The 25,710-nt window shown below is 74.4% G+C and carries 21 protein-coding genes; 12 read left to right on the forward strand and 9 right to left on the reverse strand.

Annotation, left to right across the window (positions count from 1 at the left end):
- The first annotated feature begins 309 nt into the window (after positions 1-309).
- Entirely contained in the window at positions 310-996 is a 687-nt protein-coding gene (locus ACFHW0_RS26315) for a GNAT family N-acetyltransferase (protein WP_416611794.1), read from the forward strand.
- A 63-nt stretch (positions 997-1,059) separates the two neighbouring features.
- Here the strand turns inward: ACFHW0_RS26315 and ACFHW0_RS26320 are convergent, their stop codons facing one another.
- Positions 1,060-2,538, reverse strand: a complete 1,479-nt coding sequence (locus ACFHW0_RS26320) for a glutamate--cysteine ligase (protein ID WP_416611882.1) — start codon at positions 2,536-2,538, stop codon at positions 1,060-1,062.
- A gap of 183 nt (positions 2,539-2,721) precedes the next feature.
- On the opposite strand from ACFHW0_RS26320, the gene ACFHW0_RS26325 reads away from it, so the two are divergent.
- Positions 2,722-3,060, forward strand: a complete 339-nt coding sequence (locus ACFHW0_RS26325) for a DUF3817 domain-containing protein (RefSeq protein WP_416611796.1) — start codon at positions 2,722-2,724, stop codon at positions 3,058-3,060.
- Between the two features lie 44 nt (positions 3,061-3,104).
- Here the strand turns inward: ACFHW0_RS26325 and ACFHW0_RS26330 are convergent, their stop codons facing one another.
- The gene (locus ACFHW0_RS26330) at positions 3,105-3,965 is read right to left on the reverse strand and encodes an alpha/beta fold hydrolase (RefSeq protein WP_416611798.1); all 861 of its coding nucleotides are present in this window, start codon (positions 3,963-3,965) and stop codon (positions 3,105-3,107) included.
- A 47-nt stretch (positions 3,966-4,012) separates the two neighbouring features.
- Positions 4,013-4,561: a hypothetical protein gene (locus tag ACFHW0_RS26335; RefSeq protein WP_416611884.1), complete on the reverse strand. Its 549-nt coding sequence runs from the start codon at positions 4,559-4,561 to the stop codon at positions 4,013-4,015.
- Positions 4,562-4,703: 142 nt separating this feature from the next.
- On the opposite strand from ACFHW0_RS26335, the gene ACFHW0_RS26340 reads away from it, so the two are divergent.
- The 3 genes from ACFHW0_RS26340 (at position 4,704) to ACFHW0_RS26350 (ending at position 8,720) form a co-directional block, all read left to right on the forward strand.
- Positions 4,704-5,828, forward strand: a complete 1,125-nt coding sequence (locus ACFHW0_RS26340; RefSeq protein WP_416611800.1) for a Vms1/Ankzf1 family peptidyl-tRNA hydrolase — start codon at positions 4,704-4,706, stop codon at positions 5,826-5,828.
- Positions 5,821-7,581 carry a thiamine pyrophosphate-binding protein gene (locus tag ACFHW0_RS26345; protein ID WP_416611802.1) on the forward strand — a complete coding sequence of 587 codons (1,761 nt, stop codon included), beginning with the start codon at positions 5,821-5,823 and terminating at the stop codon, positions 7,579-7,581. The genes ACFHW0_RS26340 and ACFHW0_RS26345 overlap by 8 nt, the downstream gene beginning before the upstream one ends.
- Before the next feature lie 110 nt (positions 7,582-7,691).
- On the forward strand, positions 7,692-8,720 hold the full coding sequence (locus ACFHW0_RS26350) for an iron-containing redox enzyme family protein (protein WP_416611804.1): 1,029 nt from the start codon (positions 7,692-7,694) through the stop codon (positions 8,718-8,720).
- Between the two features lie 137 nt (positions 8,721-8,857).
- On the opposite strand, the gene ACFHW0_RS26355 is transcribed toward ACFHW0_RS26350, so the two are convergent.
- Positions 8,858-9,088, reverse strand: a complete 231-nt coding sequence (locus ACFHW0_RS26355; protein ID WP_416611805.1) for a CDGSH iron-sulfur domain-containing protein — start codon at positions 9,086-9,088, stop codon at positions 8,858-8,860.
- Positions 9,089-9,311: 223 nt separating this feature from the next.
- On the opposite strand from ACFHW0_RS26355, the gene ACFHW0_RS26360 reads away from it, so the two are divergent.
- Both ACFHW0_RS26360 and ACFHW0_RS26365 read left to right on the forward strand, forming a co-directional pair.
- The gene (locus ACFHW0_RS26360; RefSeq protein ID WP_416611886.1) at positions 9,312-10,724 is read left to right on the forward strand and encodes a hypothetical protein; all 1,413 of its coding nucleotides are present in this window, start codon (positions 9,312-9,314) and stop codon (positions 10,722-10,724) included.
- A 228-nt stretch (positions 10,725-10,952) separates the two neighbouring features.
- On the forward strand, positions 10,953-12,092 hold the full coding sequence (locus tag ACFHW0_RS26365) for a SigB/SigF/SigG family RNA polymerase sigma factor (protein ID WP_416611806.1): 1,140 nt from the start codon (positions 10,953-10,955) through the stop codon (positions 12,090-12,092).
- A gap of 58 nt (positions 12,093-12,150) precedes the next feature.
- Here ACFHW0_RS26365 and ctaD read toward each other — a convergent pair whose 3' ends face one another.
- The 5 genes from ctaD to ACFHW0_RS26390 form a co-directional block, all read right to left on the reverse strand.
- Positions 12,151-14,151, reverse strand: a complete 2,001-nt coding sequence (gene ctaD, locus ACFHW0_RS26370; RefSeq protein WP_416611808.1) for a cytochrome c oxidase subunit I — start codon at positions 14,149-14,151, stop codon at positions 12,151-12,153.
- Between the two features lie 105 nt (positions 14,152-14,256).
- On the reverse strand, positions 14,257-14,985 hold the full coding sequence (locus tag ACFHW0_RS26375; protein WP_416611809.1) for an STAS domain-containing protein: 729 nt from the start codon (positions 14,983-14,985) through the stop codon (positions 14,257-14,259).
- 105 nt (positions 14,986-15,090) lie between these two features.
- Complete coding sequence (locus tag ACFHW0_RS26380; protein ID WP_366642658.1) at positions 15,091-15,543, reverse strand: DUF4383 domain-containing protein; 453 nt, start codon at positions 15,541-15,543, stop codon at positions 15,091-15,093.
- Positions 15,544-15,743: 200 nt separating this feature from the next.
- Entirely contained in the window at positions 15,744-16,901 is a 1,158-nt protein-coding gene (locus ACFHW0_RS26385; protein ID WP_416611811.1) for a glycosyltransferase, read from the reverse strand.
- 73 nt (positions 16,902-16,974) lie between these two features.
- Positions 16,975-17,973 (reverse strand): glucosyl-3-phosphoglycerate synthase, encoded by a 999-nt coding sequence (locus ACFHW0_RS26390; RefSeq protein WP_416611888.1) that lies wholly within the window; start codon positions 17,971-17,973, stop codon positions 16,975-16,977.
- A 209-nt stretch (positions 17,974-18,182) separates the two neighbouring features.
- On the opposite strand from ACFHW0_RS26390, the gene ACFHW0_RS26395 reads away from it, so the two are divergent.
- The 5 genes from ACFHW0_RS26395 (at position 18,183) to ACFHW0_RS26415 (ending at position 25,450) form a co-directional block, all read left to right on the forward strand.
- Positions 18,183-19,190: a Gfo/Idh/MocA family protein gene (locus ACFHW0_RS26395; protein WP_416611813.1), complete on the forward strand. Its 1,008-nt coding sequence runs from the start codon at positions 18,183-18,185 to the stop codon at positions 19,188-19,190.
- Complete coding sequence (locus ACFHW0_RS26400; RefSeq protein WP_416611815.1) at positions 19,183-20,271, forward strand: zinc-dependent alcohol dehydrogenase; 1,089 nt, start codon at positions 19,183-19,185, stop codon at positions 20,269-20,271. Before ACFHW0_RS26395 ends, ACFHW0_RS26400 begins: the two co-directional genes overlap by 8 nt.
- A 49-nt stretch (positions 20,272-20,320) precedes the next feature.
- On the forward strand, positions 20,321-22,135 hold the full coding sequence (locus ACFHW0_RS26405; protein ID WP_416611816.1) for an ABC transporter ATP-binding protein: 1,815 nt from the start codon (positions 20,321-20,323) through the stop codon (positions 22,133-22,135).
- 97 nt (positions 22,136-22,232) lie between these two features.
- The gene (gene secA2 / locus ACFHW0_RS26410; RefSeq protein WP_416611818.1) at positions 22,233-24,524 is read left to right on the forward strand and encodes an accessory Sec system translocase SecA2; all 2,292 of its coding nucleotides are present in this window, start codon (positions 22,233-22,235) and stop codon (positions 24,522-24,524) included.
- Positions 24,525-24,709: 185 nt separating this feature from the next.
- Entirely contained in the window at positions 24,710-25,450 is a 741-nt protein-coding gene (locus ACFHW0_RS26415) for a GAF and ANTAR domain-containing protein (protein ID WP_416611820.1), read from the forward strand.
- The last annotated feature ends 260 nt before the right edge of the window (positions 25,451-25,710 follow it).

Below are 25,710 nucleotides of genomic sequence, written 5' to 3' on the forward strand. Positions count from 1 at the left end.
GCGCGCGGGCGCCGACGCCCGCGACCGGTCTCGACGCCATCGATCGACGTGGGCGCCCGCGTGCGCTGCCAGGCAGTCGATGGCGCGGGTCGATGTCCGCGTTTCATCATGGGGCGGCTGCCCTCGACCCGGTTCTTCCATCGTGCGCGATCTCCCCGGCCGTTCTGCCCGCTCCGGGTGCCGGCCAACTCCTGAAGCCAGCCGACTGCCCGCCCCGACCGCCGGGTGGTCAGCGGCGACCACACCGCACCTGTTGCCAAGAAGTTGCAATAAGCTGGGCGGAACGACGGCTTCTCGAAAGGACCACGCATGCCGGACGCGCGCACCCGGACCGCCGTGGACGGCGCGCCGCACACGGTGTCCGAGCTGATGACGGCCTGGGTGCGAGGCTGGGCCGTCTGCCGGGGCACCCCCGCCCCCGTCGCCGTTCCCGGCGGCTTCCGGGTCGACGTGGGCCTGCCCGGTCACCGCGTACGTCACGTGCTGCACACCTACGACGCCTGCTCGCTCGGGCGGCTCGGCCGGGAGCTGACGGAGCCGGGCACCTGGATCAAGGTCAGCGGGGACCGCGCCGGCCTCCGCGCCGCCCTGCCCGACGCCTGGACGCTGGACGACGCCGGACACCTCATGAGTGCGCCGCTCACCCCGGGCGCGGTCGAGCCGCCCGCCCCGTACGCGACGCGGGTCGTCGTCGAGGGCGGGGTCGTCGTCGCGACGGTCCTGGACGCGGCCGGGCACCGGGCGGCCTCCGGGCTCCTGGCGGGCGCCGGGGAGTTCGGCATCGTCGACCAGGTCGAGACGGAGCCCGCCCATCGGCGGCGCGGGCTGGGCAGCGTCGTCATGCGCGCGCTCTGCGACCACGCGGCGAGGCTCGGGATGCGCACCGGGATTCTCGTCGCCACCGACGACGGACGCGCCCTGTACCGCGCGCTCGGCTGGACGGTGCGGTCGGACGTGTCGGGGGCGTACCTCAGGGAGGACCCGGGCCCGGCCTGACGCCCGGCCGAGCCGGGCGACGGGCGGAGCCGACCGGTGGACGGCGGCGCGTGGCGGCCCCGGTCAGGGGATGGGCCACTCGTGGACCGGCCGGTTGCTGTGCATCAGCGTCACGTAGTGCCGCACCACCTCACGCAGCGCCTCCGGCCGGTCGAGATGGTCGGCGGACTCCAACCGGTGCAGGGTCTCCACCTGCCAGCTAGCCCCGTTGCGCCCGGTCAGGCACCGTTGCTCGATGACGCCGAGCAGCCGGTCCCGCTCGCCCGGGTCCAGGCCCCACCGGTCCAGCCCGTGGTGGGCCAGCGGCAGCAGCCGGCGCAGCACCAGCTCGGTGACCGGGAGGTAACCGAGGCCGGGCCAGAAGACCTGGGCGTCGATGCCGTGCCGGGCGCAGGCGTTGAAGTTCTCCTCGGCCGCGCTGAACGACATCTGCGACCACAGCGGCCGGTCGGCCTCGGCGAGCGCCCGGACGAGACCGAAGTAGAAGGCGCCGTTGGCCACGGTGTCGAGCACCGTCGGCCCGGCCGGCAGCACCCGGTTCTCCACCCGCAGGTGCGGGCGGCCCTTCAGCACGTCGTACACGGGGCGGTTCCAGCGGTAGACGGTGCCGTTGTGCAGCCGCAGCTCGGCGAGCTTCGGCACGTCTCCCCGGGCCAGAGCCTCGGCCGGGTCCTCCGCGTCGCAGACGGGCAGCAGCGCCGGGAAGTAGCGCACGTTCTCCTCGAACAGGTCGAACACCGTGGTGATCCAGCGTTCGCCGAACCACACCCGGGGGCGTACGCCCTGGGCCTTGATCTCCTCCGGCCGGGTGTCGGTCGCCTGCTGGAACAGCGGGATACGGGTCTCCCGCCACAACTCCCGGCCGAAGAGCAGCGGCGAGTTCGCCCCCAGGGCCACCTGGATGCCGGCGATCACCTGCGCGGCGTTCCAGTAGTCGGCGAACTGGGCCGGGCTGACCTGGAGGTGGAACTGGGTGCTCGTGCAGGCCGCCTCCGGGGTGATCGTGTCGGCGGTGACCGCGAGCCGTTCCACGCCGTTGATCGCGATCCGCAGGTCCTCGCCGCGGGCGGCGAAGATCTGCTCGTTGAGCAGCGCGTAGCGCGGGTTGGCCGACAGCGTCTCGGCGGTCAGGTGCTCCGGCCGCAGCGTCGGCAGGATGCCGATCATCACCATGTGCGCACCGACGTCGCGCGCCCTGGCCTCGGCGGCGTTGAGGCTGGCCCGTACGGTCTCCTCGAACTCACGGGTGCCGGTGCCGGCCAGCCGGCGCGGCGCCACGTTGATCTCGACGTTGAACTGGCCCAGCTCCGTCTGGAAGCTCGGGTCGGCGACGGCGGCCAGCACGTCGGCGTTGCGCATGGTCGGCATCGAGTCGTCGTCGACCAGGTTCAGCTCGATCTCCAGCCCGGTCATCGGCCGCTCGACGTCGAACCGGGACTCCCGGAGCATCTCGGCGAAGACGTCCAGGCACCGCCGCACCTTCTCGCGATAGCGGGCCCGGTCCTCGCGACTGAAGGTCCGTACGCCGACGTCCTCGCCCATGGTCACCGCCCTGTCACCGTTGGTTCCCCTAACCTCGCACGTGCGGGGCGGGCCGGGGAAGACCCGAAGCTTCTTGTACGTACCCACCTCGGGCCCGCGTGATCCCCGTCGCCTCCGCCGGTCGTGCGTCCGTCCGGGCCGGCGGGGTGGCTAGCATGTGCGGCAACCGGTGGGGGAGTGACGATGCGCGAGAAGATCACCAGGCTCTTCGTGGCGGCGGCGATCGCCGAGGCCTGCTCCTGGCTGGCCCTGCTGATCGGCATGGCCGTCAAGTACGGCCCCCCGGGCAACGAGATCGGCGTGAAGATCTTCGGCCCGATCCACGGCGCGCTCTTCGTCGCGTACGGCCTGCTGGTCCTCGCGGTGGCCCGGCTGCACCGGTGGCGGCTCTGGCCCACCCTCGTGGCCCTGGCCTGCGCCGTGCCGCCGTTCGCCACCCTGATCTTCGAGCGCTGGGCCGCCCGGCGGGGGATGCTGCGCGCCGCGGGCGAGCCGGACCGGCCGCTGACCCCCGTCGGCTGACCCGGCCGCCCCCAGGCTCGGGGGACCGGCCGGCAGCGGCGCGGTCAGCCCGCGAGGAAGCCGGCCAGCGCGGCGGCGAGCTGCTCCGGGGCCTCCTCGGCCATGTGGTGGCCCGAGTCGATCGAGGCCACCCGCACGTCGTCGGCCCAGTCCCGCCAGATGGCCGCCGGGTCGCCGTACAGCTCGACCATGTCGTCGCGCTCCGACCAGCAGAACAGCACCGGGCAGGCGATCCGCCGCCCGGCGGCCCGGTCGGCGTCGTCGGCCGCCCGGTCCGGGCCGAGCCCGGCCCGGTAGTCCTCGCACATCGCGTGCACCGTCGCCGGATCGTGGATGGCCCGGCGGTAGTCGGCGTACGCCTCCTCGCCCATGGCCGCCGGCGACCCGCCGTACCAGGCGTCCGGGTCGGCGGTGATCACCCGCTCCGCCGGCTTGTCCGACTGGCCGAGGAAGAGCCAGTGCCACCAGCGGGCCGCGAACCTCGCGTCGGCGCGCGCCAGGGCCTCGCCGATCGGCACCCCGTCGAGCACGCCCAGCCGGCTGACGCGCTGCGGGTGGTCCAGCGCCGTGCGCATCGCCACGTAGCAGCCCCGGTCGTGCCCGACCACCGCCGCGCGGTCGTGTCCGAGCGCGTCGAGCAGGCCGACCACGTCGCGGGCCATCGCCCGCTTGGCGTACGCGGTGTGCCCCGGGTCGCTCGGCGGCTTCGACGAGCCGCCGTAGCCGCGCAGGTCCGGGCAGATGACCGTGTGTTCACGGGCCAGCAGCGGCGCGACCCGGTGCCAGGTCGCGTGGGTGCGCGGATGCCCGTGCAGCAGCACCACGGGTGGGCCCGAACCGCCGTGTCGCACCCGCAGCCGGACCTCGCCGACGTCGATGCGCTCCAGCGTGAATCCCTCGAACATGCTCGCCACGGTGCCCGTCGGCGCGCCGCCGGAAACCGCGCCGGCCGTCAGGTCAGCGCGGACCAGGCCACCACGGCGGCGACCAGCAGCGCGCCCAGCACCGCCTGGAGCAGCAGCGGCGGCCCGAGGTGCGACCACAGGGTGGCGGTACGCGGGGTGAGCAGCTGGCCCGTCGTCAGGTTCACGATCCGCTCGATCTTCGGCGGCAGGTCCGGGTCGCCCTGCCGGCGCAGCGTGAGCTGCACGTGGTCGGCGGGGTGCAGGGCGCTCTGCGGCAGGTGCCCGTGCAGCTCGACCTCGCAGAGCCGCCCCGCCGTGTCGCGCAGCCGCACCGGGGTGACCAGGTATTCCGGGCCCTTCTTCAGGTCCTTGAACCGTCGACGCGCGGTGCCGGAGCCGGCGGAGAACAGGGAACGGACCAGCGCCGTCAGCAGCCCCGCCACCCCGGCCGCCGCGAGCACCGCCACCAGCACCGGCTGGCCGATGCGCACCTCGCGCGGGTAGCCGTCCATCAGCCGCACGATCCGCCCTGTCACGATCCGGTCCGTCGGGTGGACGATCCGCCGGATGTGCAGGTCGCTGTCCATTTCCACCACCCAGAGTCCGGTTGCGTTCACTCATGGTATCGGCCGTCCGGGTTGAACGACATGAATGAAATGCGGTCACGCGCTCGCGGCGGCCAGGTGACAACCGCAGCGGCGCGGGTAAGCGGGGGGCCGAGCTGGAAAGGGGTCGAGCATGCAGCTGTCCTTCCTGCGCCCGCTCTACGACCGGCCGGGACCGTGGGTCTCGGTGTACCTGGACGCGTCCGCCAACACCGAGGACGCCCACCCGGCGCTCGATCTGCGCTGGCGGGCCCTGCGTCAACAACTTCAGCAGCAGCGCGCCGACGTGGACACCATCGACGCCGTCGAACGCGTCGTGCGGGGGCACGACCCGATGCCGGGCGACTACGGCCTGGCGGTCTTCGGGGCCCGGGGCCGGGTGGTGCTGTCGGAGTACCTCTCCGCCCCGCCGCTGCGGGATCTGGCCGCGTACACCTCGTTGCCGCACGTGATGCCCATGCTGGCGCAGCGCGGCGAGCAGGTGGCCTGGGTACGGGTGCTGGCCGACCGCACCGGCGCCGACGCCGTGGCGATCAGCGCCGGCGGCGTGCCGCGCCGCGCCCACGTGACCGGCCGGGAGGACTTCCAGCTGCGTCGCGTGCAGCCCGGCGGCTGGTCGCAGTCGCACCACCAGCGGGCCGCGATGGAGGCCTGGCACCACAACGCGGGCGACGTCACCGCGGCCACGGTGGAGCTGGCCGAGAAGGTCGGCGCGGAGGTGGTGGTGGTCGCCGGTGACGTGCGCGCCACCGGCGTGATCGCCGCCCAGATGCCGGAACGCTGGCAGGACCTGATGGTGCGCACCGACGCCGGCTCCCGGGGCGGCGGCGCCGACCAGAGCCTGCTCGACGACCTCACCGTGCAGACCATCGCCGAGGTGGCCGACCAGCGGATCTCCGCCGTGCTGGACCGGTTCGGCATGCAGGAGGACGTCGGCGCCGGGCTGGACGCCGTGGTGTCCGCCCTGCAACGCAACCAGGTCGAGACGATGCTCCTCGTCGACGACCCGTCCGCCACCGGGGAACTCTGGATCGGGCCGGACCCGACCGAGATCGCCACCGACCCGGGGCAGCTCGCCGCCATGTCCGTACGCGACCCGGAGAAGGTCCGTGCCGACGCCGCCCTCGTGCGCGCGCTGGTCGGCACCGACGCCGAGCTGACCGTGCTGGGTCCGGACGAGGCGCCGGAGCTGACCGACGGCGTCGGCGCGGTGCTGCGGTACGTCGACGCCGGCACGCCGGGGCGTGGCGATGGCTGAGCGTACGGTGGCCGACCTGGTGGTCGAGCGACTGCGCGCCTGGCGGGTGCCGCGGGTCTTCGGCTACCCCGGGGAGGCCATCGCCCCGGTGGTCGAGGCGTTGGACGCCTCGGGCGGGGACCCGGCGTTCGTGCCGGCCCGGCACGAGGAGACCGCCTCCTACATGGCCACCGGGCACGCCAAGTTCACCGGCGGGATCGGGGTCTGCCTGGCCACCCAGGGGCCGAGCGCCGTCCAGCTGCTCAACGGCCTCTACGACGCCAAGCTGGACAGCAAGCCGGTGGTGGCGATCGTCGGCGAGGACGTCTCGGGTCCGCTCGGCGCCGCCCACCAGGAGATCGGGCTGAGCCGGTTGTTCGCCGACGCGTGCAACCAGTTCGTCCGCTACGGCCGCGTCCCCGACGGGGTGCCGGCCCTGCTCGACCAGGCGTTCCGCACCGCCGCCGCCACCCGCAGCCCGGTCTGCGTGGTGCTGCCGCGCCAGTTGCAGGAGGCCACCGTGCCCGACCTGCAGTCGCACGCCGCCGGGGTGCTCTCGGCGACGCCGGGGGAGCCGCTGGCGCGGGTCCTGCCGCACGACGCCGACCTGGACGCGGCCGCCCAACTGCTCGCCACCGGCCAGCGGACCGCGATCCTGGTCGGCCAGGGCGGCCGGGGCGCGGCCGCAGAGATCGTGGCCCTCGCCGACCGGCTCGGCGCCGGGGTGGCGGCCTCGCTGCTGGGCAAGCCGGTGCTCGACGAGCGGCTGCCCTTCCACGCGGGCGTGCTCGGCGAGGTCGGCACCCCGGCTGCCGCCGAGCTGATGGGCGGCTGCGACACGCTGCTGCTGGTCGGCACGAACGACCCGTGGACGGACTACTTCCCGATGCCGGGGCAGGCCCGGACGGTGCAGATCGACATCGACGGGCGCCGGATCGGCACCCGCTACCCGGTGGACGTGCCGCTCGTGGGCGACGCCCAGGAGACGCTGCGGGCGTTGCTGGCCCGCGTACCCGACCGGCCGAACGCCCGGTGGCGGGAGACCGTCGAGGGCTCGGTCGACCGGTGGCGGGCCGAGCGGGCGGACCGGGCCGCCGCCCCCGCCGAGCCGGTGAACCCGCAGCTCGTGCTGCACGAACTCTCCACCCGGATCCCGCGCCGCGGGGCGGTGGCGGTGGACGTCGGATCGGTCATGTACTGGTACGCCCGGCACCTGGAACTGCCCCCGGGTGTCACCGCGCAGCTCTGCGGCACGCTCGGCTCCATGGGCTGCGCCCTGCCGTACGCCGTGGCGGCCAAGCTCGCCGCCCCGGACCAGCCGGTGATCGCCCTGCTCGGCGACGGCGCGATGCAGCTCAACGGGCTGGCCGAACTGGTCACCGTGGCGCACCACTGGCGGGAGTGGCGCGATCCCCGCCTGGTGGTGCTGGTGCTCAACAACCGGGACCACTCCGGCATGGGCGGCGGCCGTACGCCCACCGACCCGACGCTCCGCCGGCCCGACGTGCCGTACGCCGGCTGGGCGCGCCTGCTCGGCCTGCACGGGGTGCGGGTCGACCGGTCGGAACTGGTGGGGGCGGCCTGGGACGAGGCGCTGGCCGCCGACCGGCCCTGCGTACTGGAGGCGGTGGTCGACCCGGCGGTGCGGCTGGCGCCGCCCGAGCCCGCGTTCGCGGACCTGCGCGAGGTGTTCGCCGAGGGCGACGCCGCCCGACGGGTACGCGACCGGATGCTCGCCGCCGGGGTGGCCGTGGAGGTCGACGACCTCGTTTAACGGCCCACCCGACGGGCACTGAGGACGGCAGCACGACGTTGGAGGTCACCTTGTCCGAGTCCCCGGATCGCCGGTACGGTCCCGCGCCCCTGCCGCAACCCCGTGGACCGGTGTCGGCGGCGCTGCTGGACGCGCTGCGGCGCACGCCGCACGACCTTCCGGCGGGGCTCGGCGCCGGGCTCGACCCGGCCGACCCGCTCACCGACGAGGACCTCCAGCTCACCCTCTTCTGCTGCTACGAGCTGCACTACCGCGGCTGGCGGGGCGTCGACGAGGGCTGGGAGTGGCAGCCGTCCCTGCTCGCGCTGCGCGCGTACGCCGAACGCCACTTCGAGGCGGCGGTGCGCGCGCTGGTGGGACCCCTGCCGGCGGCGCTGCCCGGCGGGGTGCCGGCGGCCCTGGCCGACGTGGTCGCCGCCGATGACGGGCCCTCGCTCGCCGGCTACCTGCAACGCCGGGCGTCGCTGGCCCAGTTCCGGGAGTTCGTCACCCACCGCTCGATCTACCACCTGCGCGAGGCCGACCCGCACAGCTGGGCCCTGCCGCGCCTCGGCGGCCCGGCGAAGGCCGCCCTGGTGGAGATCCAGATGGACGAGTACGGCAACGGGCGGCTGGACCGGATGCACGCCGAGCTGTTCCGGGTCACCCTGGACGAGCTGGGCCTGGACACCGGCTACGCCGCCCACCTGGACGCCGTGCCGGCGGTCACCCTGGCCACCAACAACCTCATGTCGCTGTTCGGGTTGCACCGGCGGCTGCGCGGGGCGCTGCTGGGGCACCTCGCCGCGTACGAGATGACCTCCTCGCTGCCGAACCGCCGGTACGGCAACGGGCTGCGCCGCCTCGGCCTCGACGGGCCCGCCACCCGCTTCTACGACGAGCACGTCGAGGCCGACGCGGTGCACGAGCAGATCGCCGCGCACGACCTGTGCGGGGGACTGGTCCGGGTGGAGCCGGGGCTCGCCCCGGACGTGCTCTTCGGCGCCGCCGCCGCGCTGGCGGTGGACCGGCTCTTCGCCGCGCACCTGCTGGACGCCTGGACCGCCGGCCGCACCTCCCTGCGCGCCACCGCCGCACCGATCCGGATCGACCTGCGCGACCGCCCCCGCCCCGCCGACCGCCCCGCCGCCGTAGCCTGACCCCCCCACCCCACCCCACCCCGCCCCGGGGCGGGGCCGTCGATCATGCAGTTGTGGTGCCCCGCAAAGGCCGCGGAACGCCGCTTTCCGCCCACCACAACTGCATGATCGACGCGCAGGGGAGGGGGCGGGCGGGGTCAGGGGGTTTCGCGGGTGGTGCCGGCGCGGAAGTTGACGGCCTTGTGGGTGCCGTCGCAGAACGGCTTGAGCGCCGACTTCCCGCAGCGGCACAGGGCCACCGTGCCCCGCCTCGCGTCGATCGTCTCCCCGTCGGGGGTGACCAGGGCGAAGTCGCCCCGGACCAGCAGCGGCCCGTCCTGGTAGGGGGTGATGGTAACCGCCGCGGGAGTGTCGTCGTCGGTGCGCATGGGCGCTGAAGTGCCCCTTGCTCCGGCACTGAAACCCCTACTCACCGGCGTGCCGCCGCGGCGGTCGAACGGCGCCGTCGCCCGGTTCGGCGGCTCGGCGGCGGCCCGCCCGGGATCTTCTGATTGCTCCCGCCCGGTGGGGGATGCCCCGTTTGAACCCCATCGGGACGGGAAGCCGGGCCGCGTGGTGAGCGAACGAGGCAAGGTGGAGCCGGGGCACAAGGTGCGCAAGGGGCTCACGGCCGAGGGTGCCGGGCTGGCGGGCGACCGGGTCGTGGCCGCCGGCAGTGCCGCGCGGGTCCTGGTGGCCGCCACCGCGCGGGCGCTGCGCGGCACCGACTGCGCCGACCTCGGGCACCCGGGACACCCGGGACCGCTGTCGCGGTTCGTCGGCGCGCCCGAGCCGGTGCGCCGGGCGGCGCTGATCCGGGCGGCCGGCCGGGTGGCGCTCACCCCCGGCCAGACCGCCGAGGTCGACGCGGGCCGGGTCGCCCGCTGGTTCGCCGACCAGTACCCGCGCCGCCGCTACCCGGGCGCCCTGATCGGCTCCCCGCACGGCGCGCTCGCGCACCTGGCGATGGCGCTCGGCGTGCCCTGGCTGCCGGCCGGGTTCGAGATGACCGTGCACTGGGCGCAGGGCGCCGTCGACCGCCCGCAGGCCGCCCTGGACCACGGCGCCGCGCTCACGGCCCGGCTCCTCGGCGGCAACGCCGACCTGCACGTGCGGCAGGTGCACTGCCCCGCCAGCCGGGGCGCGCTGGCCGGCGCCACGGTGTCGCTGGCGGCCCGCTGGCGGTCCCTGCCGGCCGCGTACGCGCGGTTCCTGGCCGACCGGCTGGAGCCCGGCGCCCCGGTGCTGCTGCTGTGCGACGCCCGCACCTGGCCGGTGTTCGACTCCGCCCCGGGACACAGCTTCCAGGTCGGCTGCCCGGGCAGCGGCCTCGACCCGGTCGACTTCCACCCGGACAGCCACGCCCTGCGCCAGGTGCTCCGTTCGGCCGGCGGGGACGGCGCGCACTGGGAGCCGCCCGAGGTCGCCTCGCCGCCCGAGCCGGCGGAACACGGCGTGGAGTCCGGTTTCGAGGCCGGCGTCGGGGAGTGGACCGCCGGGCACGGCCACCCGCTGCACCGGGTCCTCGTGCCGCGGCCGGAGGCGCTCAGCGCCGCGACCGCCGACCTGTACCGGCGTTGGCTGCGCGCGGCCGGCAAGACCGGTGACCGGCTGGTGGTGGAGTGCGGCCGGCTGCTCGACCCGTGGCAGGTGGTGCGCGCCGGGATGGTGCCGTACTGGTGCGAGAACGCCACCCGGCGCAGCGTGGAGGGGGTGGAGTGGTGGCTCGCCGGCAGCGAGCCGTTCAGCTCGGTGGACGTGCTGCCCGAGCCGCCCGGCCTGCGGTCGCCGGCGCTGGCCGGGCTGCCGCAGTGGCTGGCCGTCGCCGGCTTCGGGCGCCGGCGGCGGGCGCTGGACCGCACCTCGGCGCGCGGCTACCCGATCACCTCGGTGCCCACCCGCCGGGCGACGGAGGTGTTGCGGGCGCAGCCGTACGACCTGCCGACGCCGCCGCCGATGACCGTCCCCGAGGCCCTCGCGGCGCTGCGCGACGGCGGCGGCCACCAGGGGTTACTCGTCTGTTGAGTCGGCCCTGTCGAAACATCCTCGCGAACCCCGGGTCCCGTGATTGAGTACCTACGGAGCGGGAACACCGCTGGCTGCGACGGCCTGATCACGCCGTCCGGCGTGGCGCCGTCGCCCGCTGACATCCCAGTCATGTGACCCATTTTCCGGCCCGGGCGTGGTGCGACCACGCGCGCGCACGACCGGTTTCCTGAATCCGGGCGGGGGACCTTCCTGAGGGAGGCGCGGATGTTCGGACAGACCACCACGACCACACCACCTCCGACCGAACGGGGCCTGGAGGACCTCGACGCGGCCGCACTGGCGTACGCGGCCCGCATCGAGGGCCTACCGCCCGAACGACGCCAGGAAGCGCGTGACGACCTCGTCCGGTTCGCCCTGCCGTTCGCGGGCCGGCTGGCCCGCCGCTACCGGGGACGGGGCGAGCCGCTGGAGGACCTGGAGCAGGTCGCCCGGCTGGGCCTGGTCAACGCCGTCGACCGGTACGACCCGGAGCGCGGCTCCTTCACCGCGTACGCGGCCATCACCATCGTCGGCGAGATCAAGCGGCACTTCCGCGACCGCACCTGGGGCGTGCACGTGCCGCGCCGGCTGCGCGACCTGATCCTGGAGGTCGGGCAGGCGACCTCCGCGCTGACCAGCGAGCTGTCCCGGGCCCCGACGGTGGCCGAGCTGGCGGAGCGGCTGGAGACGCCGCAGGAGGAGATCCTCGCCGCGCTGGAGTCGGCCGCCGGCTACAGCCCGGCCTCGCTGAACGCCCCCGTCGGTGGGGAGAGCTCGGCCGAGTTCGGCGACCTGGTCGGCGAGTCCGACAACGCGCTGGAATCCGTCGACGACCGGGTGACGGTCAGCGGGCTGCTGCACCGGCTGCCCTGGCGGGAGCGGCGCATCCTGGCCATGCGCTTCTACGGCAACCAGACCCAGGCGGAGATCGCCGCCCGCTTCGGCATCTCCCAGATGCACGTCTCCCGGCTGCTGTCGCGGGCGCTGACCTGGCTGCGCCAGGCGATGCTCGCCGACGCCCCGCCGCCGTGGCAGAACGGGGCCGCCGAGTCCGAGCCGGCGAAGACCAGGATCTCGGTGCGGCACAACGGCGACCGGGTGGTCGTGGAGGTCGGCGGGGAGGTCGACCGGGACGGCGCGGACCAGCTCCGCCGGGCGATGCTGGAGGCGGTGACCGGGCAGCCCGCCGAGGTGGTGGTCGACCTGGTGGGCGCCGGGGGCTTCGACGCCGGCGGCATCGCCGCGTTGATGGCGGGCCGCGAGGCCGCCGCCCGCACGGGGGTCCCGCTGCGACTGACCCGCGTCCAGCCGGCCGTGCGCCGCTCGCTCACGGCGGCGGGTCTGGCGGCGGCCCGCGAGGGCTGAGCACGTCGCGCAAGGGCCGGCACCCGTGGGTGCCGGCCCTTTCCGCGCGTACGCCCGCTCAGCGCTCGGGGGTGTCGCCGGGCCCGCGCGGGTGCCGCCAGCGGTCGTTGGCCTGCGGCTCCCGGTCGGCGCCGAGGCGGGTCTCCTCCGGCTCGTCGGTCTGCTCGAAGCTGGGCCGGCGGATCTCGTCCGGCTCGGGGACGTCCACCGGCCGGGCCCCGGACTGCGGGGCCGGCTGGTACGCGGCGGCCTCCCGCGCGCCGTGCGCCCCCTCGGCGGCCGGCGCCTCGGGCACGTGCTTCTCGCGGTGCAGCTCGTCCCGGAAGTCCTGCGGCGGCTTGGTGCTGCGCTGGGGCAGGTCCCGGCCGAGGTCGGCGACGAGCGGGCCGTACTTGGCGTCGAAGGCGGGCCGTTCCGAGCGGATGCGGGGCATCCGGTCGAAGTTGCGCAGCGGGGGCGGGCAGGTGGTGGCCCACTCCAACGAGTTGCCGAAGCCCCACGGGTCGTCGACGTTCACCATCGCCCCGTAGCGCCAGGACTTCCAGGCGTTCCAGATGAAGAAGAGCGTGGACGCGCCGAGCACGAAGGCGGAGATGCTCGAGAAGGTGTTCAGGGCGGTGAACCCGTCGTTCGGCAGGTAGTCGGCGTACCGGCGGGGGAAGCCCTCGTTGCCCAGCCAGTGCTGGACGAGGAAGGTGCCGTGGAAGCCGAGGAACATGGTCCAGAAGTGGGCCTTGCCGAGGCGGTCGTCCAGCAGCCGCCCGGTCATCTTCGGCCACCAGAAGTAGAAGCCGCCGAAGAGGGCGAAGACCACCGTGCCGAACAGCACGTAGTGGAAGTGCCCGACGACGAAGTACGTGTCGTGGGTGTGCCAGTCCGCCGGCGGGCTGGCCAGCAGCACCCCGGTGAGGCCGCCGAAGAGGAAGGTGACCAGGAAGCCGATCGCGAAGAGCATCGGCGTCTCGAAGGTGATCTGCCCCTTCCACATGGTGCCGATCCAGTTGAAGAACTTCACCCCGGTGGGCACCGCGATCAGATAGCTCAGGATGCTGAAGAACGGCAGCAGCACCTGGCCGGTGGCGAACATGTGGTGCGCCCACACGGTCATCGACAGCACGGTGATCGCGATGGTGGCCAGCACCAGGCCGGTGTAGCCGAAGATCGGCTTGCGGGCGAAGACCGGGATGATCTCGGTGATGATGCCGAAGAACGGCAGCGCGATGATGTAGACCTCGGGATGGCCGAAGAACCAGAAGAGGTGCTGGTAGAGCATCGGGCCGGCGGTCATCGGGTCGTAGACGTGGGCGTTGAGCAGCCGGTCCGCGGCGAGCGCCAGCAGCGCGGCGGCGAGCAGCGGGAACACCAGGATGACCAGCACGCTGGTGAAGAGCATGTTCCAGGTGAAGATCGGCATCCGGAACATGGTCATGCCCGGCGCGCGCAGGGTGAGGATCGTGGTGATCAGGTTGACCGCCCCGAGGATGGTGCCCAGTCCCGAGACCACCAGGCCGATCACCCACATGTTGGCGCCGACGCCGGGGGAGTGCTCCTGGCTGCTCAGCGGCGAGTACGCGGTCCATCCGAAGTCGGCGGAGCCGCCCGGCGTGAGGAAGCCGCCGAGCACCATCAGGCCGCCGAACAGGTAGAGCCAGTACGCGAGGGCGTTGAGCCGGGGGAACGACACGTCGGGGGCGCCGATCTGGATCGGCACGATGTAGTTGGCGAACCCGAACGCCGCCGGGGTGGCGAACAGCAGCAGCATGACCGCGCCGTGCGAGGTGAAGAGCTGGTTGTACTGCTCTGCGGAGAGGATCTGCATGCCGGGCCGGGCCAGTTCGGCCCGCATCAGCATCGCCTGGATCCCGGCCACCAGGAAGAAGCCGAACGAGCTCAGCAGGTAGAGCAGGCCGATCTGCTTGTGGTCGGTGGTGGCCAGGAACCGGGTCAGTTTGCCGCCGGGGAGCGCCTTGCGCAACGGCCCGGGGTAGCCGCCGAAGCGTGCCGGCGCCAGGATCGCCGGTCCTCGGTCGCGTGGTTCCGTGGTTACCCGCTTGGGCATGTGACTCTCACCCCGCCAGACGACAGATAGGACGGCGCGGCTACCCGCCCCTCGTCCCATGAAACCAGGCGACAGCGGTTATTCAGGCGAGAGTGGTAAATTCGGTCAATTCGCGGGCAGTATGGCCCAGACGACCTTCCCTTCGCCGGCCGGGGCGCTGCCCCACCGCTGGGCCGTCTCGCGGACGAGCATCAGCCCCCGGCCGCCCTCGGCCCGCAGGTCGGCGGCGCCGGCCCGGACCGCGGTCCGGCTGCCGTCGGCGACCGCCACGTGCAGGTACGGCCGGCGCAGGGTCAGCGTCAACTGCATCGGTGTGCCGGCGTGCCGGACGACGTTGCCGACCAGCTCGCTGAGCACCAGCGACGCAGGCCCGACGGTCTCCGGCAGGTTCCAGCGGGCGCACGCGTCGGTGACCAGTTCCCGCGCCCGCCGGCAGGCCTCCGCCACCGGTTCGAGCCGGGCCCGCAGCCGGGGCGCCGCCGCCGCGTTCGCCAGCCGGGTCGCCTCGTCGCAGTCGCGGCGCACGGGCACCACCCGGCAGGCCGTCGACTGGGCCAGCCAGGTCGCCGCCTCGCCCGGCGGGGCGCACAGCACGACGGGCACCGCGGGCCAGCCGGCCGCCCGACGGGCGATGGCGGCGAAGACCGAGAGAGCGAGCCGGTCACGGACGGTGACGTCGGTGAGGTCGACCACGAGCGCGTCGGGCTGGCTGGCGAGGCAGCCGTCCAGCGCGTCGTGCACCGTGCGCGTCGTGCCGAGGTCGAGGTCGCCGCGAAGGCGTACGACGGTCACCGGCGACTCGTCGTGCACCTCGCAGGTGATCCGGCTCGGCATCGGGCGTCCTCGTTTCGCGTCGTCGGGGATCTGCGAACTACCCGGACGCGCGGAGGGTCAAACGGACCGGCCGGGGCGACGCCGCCCCGGCCGGTTCACGGTGCGTCATCGACGGGTACGGTCCCGCGTGGTCAGGATGCCGAGCGCGATCATGCCGAGGCCGAGGAACAGGTGCAGCCAGTTGTCGGCGTTGTTGACCGGGATGAAGTTGGCCGCGCTGTCGTGGTCGATCACCAGGCCGTAGAGCCAGAGCACCAGGTAGATCGCGCCGCCGCCGACGAGGTACGTCCGCGCGCCCGTGACGGTGCGGGCCAGCAGCAGCCCCGCCACCCCGAAGAGCAGGTGGACGATGTTGTGCAGCACCGAGACCTGGAACAGGCCGAGCAACCTGGCCTCGGAGTCGTGCCCGGCGAAGCGCAGGTCGCCGAAGTTGCTCGTGATGCCCGGCACGAAGCCGAGCACGCCGACCAGGAGGAAGACCACCGCCACGGCGGTGGCGGCCCGCCGGACGGGCGCCCTGCCGTCGGCCGGGTTGTGCCGGGCGCGGGAGCGCGCCATGGGACCGGTCACCGCAGTCTCCTCACTGTGCGGGAACGCTGAGCGGATGGCGCCTTCCCGCTGCTCCCACCGCCAAACCCCGCCGCCGACCGCTCGCCCCGATTCACCCGATCCGGGCGCCGGCACGGAACCGGGGGCCGGCACGGAACCGGGGCCGGCCCACCGTGACGGCGGGACGGCCCCGGGACGCGCGTCGCCGGTCAGGCCGGTTGCAGGCGTCCGGCGGCGGCGAGCTGACGGACCCGCTCGTAGAGACCCACGTACTTCTCGGCCATCACTGCGGGGGTGAAGCGGACGGCGGCCTCGCGCCGGCACTCGTCCGGATCCAGCAGCTTCGCGGCCAGCAGCAGGTCGCCCAGTTCCTCCTCGTCGGTGGTGAGCAGGCCGGTGCGGCCGTGCTCGATCAGCTCGGGCAGGCAGCCCCGGGCGGTGGCCACCACCGGCGTGCCCAGGGCCAGCGACTCGACCACCGCCGTGCCGCCCGGCTCCTCCCACCGCAGCGGGAACAGCGAGGCCCGGGCGCCGGCCAGCAGGTCGTCGCGTTCCTGCCCGGCCACGGTGCCCACCCAGCGGACCAGGTCGCCGTCGACGTGCGGCGCCACCTCGTCGTAGAAGAACCGGACGTCCGGGTTCTGCCGGGCCTCGTCCCCGGCGGCGGCCAGGTCCTCCGGCCGGTGGTACGGGCCGACGGGACCGGCGAGCACCAGCGGCACCCCCACCCGCCGGGCGAGGCGCGCGCCCACGTCCTGGCCCTTGCCCGGGTTGATCCGGCCCAGGATGATCAGGTAGTCGCCCTTGTCCGCCCGGGGCCGGCGGTCCGCGTCGACGGCGAGCGGGGTGGACAGGTGCACGTGGCCCACCGAGTGCTCCCGCAACGCCCGGGGCGCGCGGGCCAGCTGCGAGGCGGAGACCCCGTTGACCCGGACCCGGTCGCCGCCGTCGACGTTGCCGTAGAGCGCCGGGTGCTTGGCCAGGTCCCAGTGCAGCGTGTGCAGGGCCGGCGGGGCGTCCGGGCCCATCGCGGCGAGCGTCGCCAGGCCGACCGCCTCCACGTGGTCGTGCACCAGGTCGATGTCGTCGCGCGAGTGCAGCGCGCGCACCACCCCGTTCAGGTGCGCCTGGGAGATGCCGCAGACCTGGTTGTACGGCCGTTGCAGGGCGTGGAACTGCCCGTCGGGGAAGACGGAGAACTTCTCGTCGACCGGGAGGGTGCTGCTGTCGACCGACGCGAGCACCACCCGGACGCCGAGGCGGCGCAGCTCCGGCACCAGCGTCGCGATCACGTTCTCGATGCCGCCGTAGCCGGGCGGCGGCACGGACAGCCACGGACCGGCGTTCATCAGGACGGTGAGGCTCATGCGGGGTTCCTTCCCTCGGCGGGGGCCTGGGCCGTCCGCGCCCGGTCGTTCACGGTCACGCAGGGTCGCGTGTTCACGCCGCGGCGACCCGTCGGCGGGGGATCCGGTGCCGCAGCTCGGCCAGGGGCGGCCGCTCCTCGACGGAGACGTCGCTGACGACGATCTCCCGGTCCAGGTTCGGCAGGGCGTCGGAGCCGCCGCGCCGGAACTGGGTCAGCAGGGCGGCGGGCATCGCGCCCGGCGCCGCCCAGCCGCGCCGCTGCAACCGCGACCAGGCGGTGAGCATGATCTGGGCCGACATCCGGCCCAGCGCGGCGGTGTCCTGGTGGCGGTGCTTGCGCTCGCCCAGGTCCACCTGGGCCAGCGCGTCCAACCCGACCAGTTCGAGCAGGTCGATGAGCATCGCCGTCTCGACCCCGTAGCCGGAGACGAACGGCACCCGCTCCAGTACCTCCCGGCGGCCGGCGTACTCACCGGCGAGGGGCTGCACGAAGCCCGCCAGTTCGGGCCAGAACAGGTTCAGCATCGGCCGGGCCATCAGCTCCGTCACCCGCCCGCCGCCGTCGGCCTCCACGCTCGACGCCCCGACCAGCGGGCGGTGGTAGAAGCCCTTCACGAAGTCCACCGAGGGATCGGTCAGCAGGGGACCGATCAGCCCGGTCACGAAGTGCGGGCGGAACTCGCGCAGGTCGGCGTCGATGAACGCCACGACGTCACCCTCGGCCGCGGCCAGCCCCGCCCAGAGCGCGTCGCCCTTGCCCGTCAGCCGGGGCAGGCCCCGGGTCATCGCGTCCTGGCTGACCACCTCCGCGCCGGCGGCGCGGGCCACCTTGGCGGTGCGGTCGGTGGACCGGGAGTCCACCACGATCAGCTCGTCGACCAGCGCCACCCGTTCCATCAGGTGCTCGCGGATCGTCGACACGATCGCGCCGACCGTCGCCTCCTCATTGCGGGCCGGCAGGACCACGCTGACCCTGCTGTCGCCCTTGGCGCGGATCAGGCGCTGCGCCGGCCAGTCACCCGCCGACGTGGTGCGGTAGGTGGCCCACGCCTCCACCACCGGTGACACCATCGTTTCCGTGTTCCGCACAGGCACCCCCAGATCGTGGCGGAAAGAAACCTTCCCTGTTTTTCCCACTACCGCGCTCGCGCTAACCGCAGCATGCCTAACAGCTTGATCACGACAGTGACGTGACCGGGTTCCGCCCTGGTGAACGTTTGGTTGCGTCGACGCGGGGGGAGTGCAGTGCCGAACGTGAAACTGTGGCGAAGGGGCTCTTCATGCGCACGTGCCGGGTGGGACTGGTTGGGGCCGGCGGGGTGGCGCAACGCCACGCCCGGGTGTTGGGCGGCTTCGCGGACGTGGAGCTGCTCGGGGTGACCGACGTGGTGCCGGAGGCGGCGGCGGAACTGGCGCAGGCGCACGGGGCGCGCACCTTCGGCGACGTCGACGAGCTGCTGGCCGCCGGGCCGGACGCGGTCTACGTCTGCGTGCCGCCGTTCGCCCACGGGCCGGCCGAGGAGGCGGTCGTCGCCGCCGGGGTGCCGATGTTCGTGGAGAAGCCGGTCGCCGTGGACCTGGTGACCGCCGAGCGGATCGCCGACCTGGTGGCCAGGCGGGGGCTGCTCACCGGCGTCGGGCACCACTGGCGGTACCTGCCGGTGGTGCAGCAGGCCCGGGAGCTGCTCGGCGACCGTCCGGTGCGGATGGTCAGCGGCGCGTGGTGGGACAAGGTGCCCCCGGTGGCCTGGTGGTCGCGGCGGGACCGCTCCGGCGGCCCGGTGGTCGAGCAGGCGGCCCACGTGCTGGACCTGGTCCGGTGCCTGGTCGGCGAGGCCACCGAGGTCACCGCGTACGGCAACGGCACCCCACCGCCCGTCGACGGCGCCGACATCGACTCGGTGACCACCGCGACGCTGCGCTTCGCCGACGGCGCGGTCGGCACGCTCACCGCCGCCTGCGTGCTCGGTTGGAAGCACCGCGCCGGACTGGAGATCCTCGCCGACGGGCTGGCCCTCTCGCTCAGCGAGGACGGGCTGGTCGTGCGCGACGCCGACGGCGAACGCCGCTTCGACGCCGACCCCGAGGCCGCCCGGGTGGCCGTGGACCGGGCCTTCGTCGACGCGGTCCGGGGCGTCGGCGACGACGTCCGCGTCCCGTACGCCGAGGCCCTCGGCACCCAGCGGCTCGCCCTCGCGGTCGCCGACTCCGCCCGCACCGGCCGGCCCGTCCGGCTGGACGCGCCCGCCGCCACGCCGGTCGCCACGGGGGTGACCGTCGATGCGTGACCGCGTGGTGGTGGTCAGCGGCCCGGGGCGGGTGGAGCTGGTCGAGCAGGACGCCGCCGAGCTGACCGACGGCACGTTCCGGGTCGAGACGCTGTTCAGCGGCGTCTCGGCGGGCACCGAACTGAGCTACGTCAAGGGCACCAACCCCTACCTCAACGTCACCTGGAACGCCGACCTCGGGCTGTTCCAGCCGGGCGCGGCCAGCACCCCGTACCCGGTGACCCGGCTGGGCTACATGCAGGTCGGCCGGGTGGTGGAGAGCCGTACGCCGGCCGTCGCCGTGGGCACCGTCGGCGCGATGACGTACGGCCACCGCACCGGCTGGGTCGCCGACCCGGTCGCCGAGCGGTTCGTGCCGCTGCCCGAGGACGTCGACCCGCTGCTCGGCGTCTACGTCGCGCACATGGGGCCGATCTGCGCCAACGGGGTGCTGCACGCCGCCGCCGACCTGCACGGCACCGACGTGCGGTCGCTGGGCGACGGGGTGCGGGGCCGCCGGGTCGCGGTCGTCGGCAGCGGGGTGGTGGCCCTGCTCACCGCCCTGTTCGCCAAGCGGCACGGCGCCGCCTCGGTGGTGGTGCTCGACCCGACCCCGCAGCGGCGGGCCGTCGCCGAGGCGCTGGGCCTGGAGACCCTCGACCCGGAGGCCGACGACCCGGCGGTGGTGCTCAAGACCCGCTGGGCGCACGGCCCCGGCGACCGGGGCGCCGACGTGGTGTTCCAGTGCCGGGGGCAGGCGTGGGCGTTGCAGCTCGCGCTGCGCCTGCTGCGCCCCCAGGGCACGGTGGTCGACCTGGCCTTCTACCAGGCCGGCGCGGACGCGGTCCGGTTCGGCGAGGAGTTCCACCACAACGGACTGTCGCTGCGGTGCGCGCAGATCGGCCGGGTGCCGCGCGGGCTCGCCCCCACCTGGGACCGGGAGCGACTCTCCGCCGAGACGATCGACCTGCTGCGCGCGTACGGGGACGTCATCCGCAAGCACCTCGTCTCGGCGGTGGTGCCGTTCGAGGAGGCGCCGACCCTGCTGACCGATCTCGCCGAGCGGCGCCGCCAGGAGCTCCAGGTGGTGCTGACCGTCTGAGGCCGGGCGTCGCCCCGGGCCGGTGACGCCGCCCGATACCGTTCCAGCCATGACCGCCGCCGCTCCCGTCACGACCGCCGACGACTCCGTGCCGACCGCCGCCGGCGGTCCGGGCGGGGGCGTGCACGACCGGCGGGTCGGCCTCGCCGCCCTGCTGCCGTACCTGCGCGCCCACCGCGGCACCCTGGCCGTGGTGGGCGCGCTGTCGTTGGCCGGCGCGGCGGCGTCACTGGCACAGCCGCTGCTCACCCGCTCGGTGCTGGACGGGCTCTCCGGCAGCCGGGGCGTGGCCGGGCTGGTCGTGGCGCTGGTCGCCCTGGTGCTGGTGGCCGCGGTGATCGGCGGAGTGCGGGACTACCTGCTGCAACGCACCGCGGAGGGGGTCGTGCTGGGCACCCGGCGGCGGCTGGCCGGCCACCTGTTGCGGCTGCCGATCGCCGAGTACGACCGCCGCCGCACCGGCGACCTGCTCTCCCGCGTCGGCTCGGACACCACCCTGTTGCGCGCCGTGATCACCTCCGGCCTGTTCGAGGTGGTCACCGGCGCCGTGATGGTGCTCGGCGCGGCGGGCGCGATGGTCCTGCTCGACCCGGTGCTGTTCGGGGTGACCCTGCTCGGGGTGGCCGCCGGCATCGCCGTCGCGGTCGCCTTCGCCCACCGGGTGCGGGGCCTGGCCCGCGCCGCCCAGGAACGCGTCGGCGAGATGACCTCGGCGGTGGAGCGCGCCATCTCCGCCGCCCGGACGATCCGCGCGGCCCGGGCGGAGCGGCGCGAGGCCGACGCGATCGGCGTCAGCGCCGCGCAGGCGTACGCGGCGGGCCTGCGGGTGGCCCGGGTGCAGGCGTTCGTCGGCCCGGCCAGCAGCGTCACCATCCAGGGGGCGTTCCTGCTGGTCCTCGGGGTGGGCGGGGCGCGGGTGGCGGCGGGCGCGATCACCGTCGGCGACCTGGTCGCCTTCATCATGTTCCTGTTCTTCCTGGTCCTTCCGCTCGGGCAGGCCGTGCACGCCTACACCCAGTTGCAGACCGGGCTGGGGGCGCTCCAGCGGATCGAGGAGATGCTCGCCGTGCCGGTCGAGGGGGCGGCCGACCGGCAAGAGACCGCCCCGGCCCGGGCGCTGCCCGGCGGCGCCCCGGCGTCCGTCGAGTTCGACCGGGTGGGCTTCGGCTATCCCGGCGGGCCGCCGGTGCTGCGCGAGGTGAGCTTCACCGTGCCGGCCGGCACCCGCACCGCCCTGGTGGGCCCGTCGGGTGCCGGGAAGTCGACGCTGCTGGCGCTGGTCGAGCGCTTCTACGAGGTCACCGAGGGCGCGCTGCGCATCGACGGGGTCGACGTGCGGGACCTGCCCCGCGACGCGCTGCGCGCCCGGATCGGCTACGTCGAGCAGTCCGCGCCCGTGCTGGCCGGCACGCTGCGGGAGAACCTCCTGATCAGCGCGCCGGAGGCCACCGAGGCCCGGCTGCGCGCGGTGCTCGACGAGGTCAACCTCGGCCACCTGGCCGAGCGCGCCCCCGAGGGGCTGGACGTGCAGGTGGGCGAGGGCGGGGTGCTGCTCTCGGGTGGCGAGCGGCAGCGGCTGGCGATCGCCCGCGCCCTGCTGGCCGGACCGCCGGTGCTGCTGCTCGACGAGCCGACCAGCAACCTCGACGCCCGCAACGAGGCCGCGCTGCGCCGGGCCATCGACGCGGTGGCCGCCCGGCGCACCCTGCTGATCGTGGCGCACCGCCTCTCCACCGTCGTCGACGCCGACCAGATCGTGGTGCTCGACGGCGGTCGGGTGGCGGCCACGGGCACCCACGACGAGCTGACCGGGACCAGCCCGCTCTACCGTGAGCTGGCCACCCACCAGCTCCTGGTGAGCTGAGCGCTCCACGCCCGCGACCCGCCCGGCGACGACGCCCGCGTGGCGGCGCGCCGGGCGGGCCGCCAACGCGGGCTCCGGTCGCGTACCGTTGCCGCTCATGGGTGTGTCGCAACGCTTGAAGACCAGGTTCCGCCGGTTCCTCCAGCGCCCGGGGACGACGGTCGACCTGGGGCCGTTGGAGAAGCTGCTGCCGGCCGTCGAGGCGCGCGAGGACGAGCTGTCGGCGCTCGACGACGCCGAGCTGACCGAGGCCGCCGGCAAGGCCACGGGCTACGAGGAGATCTGCGCGATCGGCCGCGAGGCCGCCCGCCGCGGCCTCGACCAGCGGCCGTACGACGTGCAGCTGCTGGGCGCGATGGCGCTGCTCTCGGGCAAGGTCGCCGAGATGGCCACCGGTGAGGGCAAGACGCTCACCGCGACGATCGCCGCCTACGGGCACGTCCGGCTGGGCAACGGCCCGGTGCACGTGCTCACCGTCAACGACTACCTGGCCCGGCGCGACGCCCTCTGGATGGAGCCGGTCTACACCCTGCTCGGCCTGACCGTCGGCTGGGTCAACGAGGCGTCCACCCCGCAGGAGCGGCGCGACGCGTACGCCTGCGACGTCACGTACGTCTCGGTCAGCGAGGCCGGCTTCGACTACCTGCGCGACCAGCTCGTCACCGACGTGGAGGACCGGGTGCAGCCGCCGCTGCGCACCGCGATCGTCGACGAGGCCGACTCGATCCTCATCGACGAGGCCCGGGTGCCGATGGTCCTCGCCGGCTCGGTCGCCGGCGAGCAGGACCCGGTGCACGCCGCCGCCGCGCAGGTGCGGGGCCTGCGCAAGGGCAAGCACTACACGGTGGCCGAGGACGGCCGCAGCGTCGCCTTCACCGCCGCCGGTCTGGCCGCCGTCGAGGCCAAGCTCGGCATCGACCTGTACGACGAGGAGCACGTCGCGCAGCTGTCCGCGGTGAACGTGGCGCTGCACGCGCACGCCCTGCTGCACCGCGACGTCGACTACATCGTCCGCGACGGCTCGGTCGAGCTCATCGACGAGATGCGGGGCCGGGTCGCCCAGCGCCGCCGCTGGCCCGACGGACTCCAGGCGGCCGTGGAGGCCAAGGAGGGGCTGGACGCCACCGCCGAGGGCGAGGTGCTCGGCACCATCGCCGTGCAGGCGTACATCGCGCTCTACCCCAAGGTGTGCGGCATGACGGCGACCGCGGTGCTGGTCGGCGACCAACTGCGGGAGTTCTTCGGTCTCGAGGTGGCGGTGATCCCGCCGAACACCCCGTGCGTGCGCGAGGACGAGCCGGACCGCATCTACGCCACCCGCGCGGAGAAGGAGGAGGCGCTGGTCGACGAGATCAAGCGCCACCACGAGCGCGGGCGGCCGGTGCTGGTCGGCACCCTGGACGTGAAGGAGTCCGAGGGGCTGGCGGCCGGCCTGAACGCCGCCGGGGTGTCCTGCGTGGTGCTCAACGCGAAGAACGACGACGAGGAGGCGACGATCATCGCCGAGGCCGGCGCGTACGGCGCGGTGACCGTCTCCACCCAGATGGCCGGCCGGGGCGTGGACATCCGGCTCGGCGGCAGCGACCAGGCCGACCGCGACCGGGTCGCCGAGCTGGGCGGCCTCTACGTGATCGGCAGCGGCCGGCACGACAGCCGGCGCGTCGACGACCAGTTGCGCGGCCGGGCCGGGCGGCAGGGCGACCCGGGCGGCTCGGTCTTCTTCGTCAGCCTGGAGGACGACCTGGTCGTCCGGCACGCCGGCGACGCCGTCCCCGCCTCGCCCCGGATGAACGCCGACGGCCTGGTCACCGACGACCAGGTCGAGTACGCCGTCGAGCACGCCCAGCGGGTCGCCGAGGGCGTCAACCACGAGATCCACCGCAACACCTGGCGCTACAGCGTCGTCATCGAGCAGCAGCGCAAGGCCCTCGCGGAGCGTCGGGAACGGCTGCTCACCAGCGACGTGGCGGCGCTGATGCTGCTCGACCGGGTGCCCGAGAAGGCCGGCGAGATGGACGAGGACCTGCTCGCCCGGGTCGCCCGCTCGATCGCCCTCTACCACCTCGACCGGCTCTGGACGGAGCACCTCGCGGAGCTCTCCGAGGTACGCGAGGGCGTGCACCTGCGCGCCCTGGGCCGGCTCGACCCGCTGGACGAGTTCCACCGGGCGGCGGTGCCGGCGTTCAACAACCTGATTCCGGAGATCGAGCGGCGGACGATCGAGACCTTCGAGGAGACCGAGTTCACCGACGACTGGGAGCCGGACGAGGCGAAGCTGGTGCGGCCGAGCGCGACCTGGACCTACCTGGTGCACGACAACCCGTTCGGCTCGGAGCTGGACCGGTTGATCGCCTCGGTGGGGCGGCGGCTCAGCTCCGCGTCGCGCTGACGCTCGGGGCCCCTTCCCGGCGCCTCCGGGTGCCGGAAGGGGCCCCCTTTTGCGCCGTTTCGATCCCGGTTTGCGAGGGTAGTAGGCCGGGTCCGAGGAGTCGGGGGAGAACAGACGATGGAACAGGTGACGGCGCCGGTCGGCCGTGCGGGAGCACGCGCCGGGACGGTGGGGGCAGTGGAGCGGTGAACCTGGAGATGTGGGACCCGGCGGTGGAGCGGCTCGGCGTCCTGGAGACCGCCGCCATGCTGCGCGAGCTGACGGCCGCGCTGATCGCGCTCGACGACTTCGACGAGGCGCTGGACGCGCTGGTGCGTACCGCCCGCGCGGCGGTGGTCGGCGTGAGCTGGTGCGGCTTCACCGCGCTGCGCGCCGGCGAACCGGCCGGGGTGGCGGCCTCCGACGCGCGCCTGGCGAGCCTGGACGACCTGCGGCACGGCCCCGACTCGCCGGCGATGGACGCGATCCGGCGGCGGGAGATGACCCTCTCCGACCGGCTGGACCGCGAGGAGCGCTGGCCGGCCTGGACGCCGCGAGCGCGGGAGCTGGGTGTGCACGGGGTGATCTCCGCGCCGGTCGACGTCGACGACCAGGTGATCGGGGCGATCAACCTCTACGCCGGCGCCGCCGACCTGCTCACCCCGGGGCACCAGCTCACCGCGATGCTGCTGGCCGAGCACGCCGGGCTGCTCCTCGCGGCGGTCCGCGACCGGGCCCGCAAGGCGGCCGAGGCCGGGGAACTCGACCCCTCGGTGCTCGGCGACGGGGTGATCGGGCAGGCGATCGGCGTGATCATGACCCAGCGCGGCTGCGCGGCGGGGGAGGCGCTCGACGTGCTGCGCAGCGCGGCCTCGTCACTGGACATCCCGCTGCGGGAGGTGGCCGACCGGTTGGTCGCCACCGTGTCGCGCCCCCGGGACAGCTGAATCTTCCCCGGCCGTCCGCCGCCCGTCCGGGCTCCGGTGGCGGTGGAACCTTCTGTGGCCGGCGTGAAACGATCGTGGCTGCCGTGACCGCTCTTGCCAAAGCCGGAGACGCCGGCGAAGACCGTGAGGCGGCGCGTGGCCCGCGTGGTCTGCGTGGCCGGCGTGACCTCGGTGACCTGCGTGACCTCTGTGGCCGGCGGGCCGCGTGTCGTTTCGGTGTGCCGGCGCCCGGGTAGCACCCTGGACTGGTGACGCGTGCC

This window comes from Micromonospora sp. LOL_025 (assembly GCF_048060285.1).
Taxonomy (GTDB): domain Bacteria; phylum Actinomycetota; class Actinomycetes; order Mycobacteriales; family Micromonosporaceae; genus Micromonospora.